Here is a 2,133-nt window from a genome sequence, read left to right on the forward strand (position 1 = left end):
GGACTTGATGATTTTAGAGCTAAGATCAACGAAGATCTCACAAGCTATGGTCGTTTAGCCAGCCCCAATGAATGGCAAAATTATAATAAATTTACCAGCAAAGTCACTATGAGTGGTGGCTTAGAACTGTTGGGTAATTCGTCGTTTAACCTTATCCATAATGGTGAAATAGTTACCAGTTTAAGCACAACGGGAAGCTTTCTTAAAGGACCTTTGAGAGTTGATGGTGAAGCTGTTTATACCAAGGTGCAAGTGGATGCTCTTTTGGATGCTTTAATCAAAAAGCGTAAAGAAGAGTACATTGAAATCGTTATGTTGCAGAGTGGTAATATTCCTTGGCCTGATGGGGTGACAGATGACACTGATATTGAAATCATGGCTTGGGGAGGTGGCGGGAGCGGTGGCCAACGTGGAGGAGGAGGTGGTGGTGAATGTATTTCTTTAAAGATTCAAAAACGCCAATTACAGAATAATGATGTAGTGGCTATTGGAAAAGGCGGATATGGAAATGGTGTTAATGGTGGTAATACGCTAGTTGGTTCTATTCTTACAGCACGGGGTGGTAAGGGGAATAACGGTTATATTGGTGGAAATAGTGGTGGTGGAGTTTCAGGTGGTTATGGAACTGCAAGTGGTAGTAATAATAATGGTTATGCGGGAAAAGAACATCCTTGGCATGGAGGCGGAGGAGGTGGTGGTGGCTTTAATGATAGTTGTGGCGGTGATGGAGGGGATAGTACCTATGGTGGAGCAGGTGGAGGTGGGAGTGGTGGGAGTGGTATAGCTAATAATGGAGGTAAGGGAGGAAAAAGCCAGTATGGTGGCAATGGAGGAAGCGGAGCTGAAAAAGGATATGGCGGCGGTGGCGGTGGCGGTTATCGAGATGGTGAAGATGGAACAGTAAATGGTGCTGGACGGGGTGGTGATGGCGCAGTTAAATTAAAGATCTTTGTATAAGCGTTTAAAGGCTTGTATACTCTTCCGTCTTTAAGTCCCCTTTAAAGCCCTTTAAAAGGGCTTTTTGACTGACAGTGTCAGACTTATGAAAGGGAGCTCTTGTTGTTATGGTCTCTTCATTGATTTGGAGAGCAAAATGGCAATAGAATTTAATCATGGTATCCGCCTTGTTGAGGATGGTCAAGCTTCTCGACCCTTAGAGATGTTTAGCCAAACCGCCATTGGGGCGGTTGTTACAGCCCCTGATGCTGATGCACAAACTTATCCCCTTAATGAGCCTGTGTTGGTCTTTACGCATGAGACAGAAAAAATCCAAAAGCTTGGGCGAAGGGGAACGGCTCTTGATGTGATTAACGCCGTGTGCGCGCAGGGGATTGAGGCACAAATTATTCTTGTGCGGGTGGAAGAAAAGTCAACCATTGCTGAGACACAAACCGAAATGGTGGGATCCAATACTCACTTGACCGGTGTGCATGCCTTAGCGCATGCGCGGGGGCATTTGGGTGTGGAACCTGGAATTCTCTTAGCACCGGCTTATAGTGCAGGGCGGATTGACAATGGCAAAAACCCTGTGGCAGATGCTTTGGAACAGGTTGCAGAAAAGTTGCAAGCCATTGCCGTGTTTGATACGGGGGGTAAAAACACGCAAGAAAGTCTTGCCTATCGTGCAGATTTTTCCTCACGCTTTTGTTATTTGATTGACCCCTTTGTACGGGTGGCAAATCGTGAGGGGGGTGTTAGTGTTAAACCGGCAAGTCCTTTTGCTGCCGCCATGTTTATCAAACGTGACAAGCAAAGGGGCGGTGTTTTTTGGTCTCCTTCCAACCAAGATGTGCATGGCATTTTAGGGACAGCACGCCCCATTAGCTATTTTGATGGCGAAATTGATCATGAGGCAAATCGTCTCAATAAAGCCGATATTGCAACCTTTATTCCAGCACGACTTAGTCAAAATGGGCAGGGAGAAGTAGCTTCCAATGGGCGCATTTTATGGGGCAACCATACCACCTCTAGTGATCCGCTTTGGCGTTTTGTCAATGTGGTGCGCACCCGTGCAGCCTTGGAAAAAACGATCATCAACAATTTCCGCCCTTGGGCGAATGATGAAAACCTTACTGGTCAACATGTCATTGCCATTACCCGCAGCCTTACACAGTTTCTTGATGATATGATTGC

General features: G+C 46.0%; 2 protein-coding genes. Both read left to right on the plus strand.

Annotated features, from left to right (window positions below; all coding sequences use genetic code 11):
• Nucleotides 1-957, plus strand: a 957-nt coding sequence (locus ACFINH_RS09610) for a Bgr_08870 family protein (RefSeq protein ID WP_375632938.1), incomplete at its 5' end; no start/stop codon positions are given.
• A gap of 136 nt (nt 958-1,093) precedes the next feature.
• A partial coding sequence (locus ACFINH_RS09615) for a phage tail sheath subtilisin-like domain-containing protein (protein ID WP_375632940.1) occupies nt 1,094-2,133 on the plus strand: 1,040 nt, incomplete at its 3' end.

Origin of the sequence: Bartonella sp. AA74HLJMH, from assembly GCF_042197045.1 — a bacterium.
In the GTDB taxonomy this organism is placed as follows: domain Bacteria; phylum Pseudomonadota; class Alphaproteobacteria; order Rhizobiales; family Rhizobiaceae; genus Bartonella.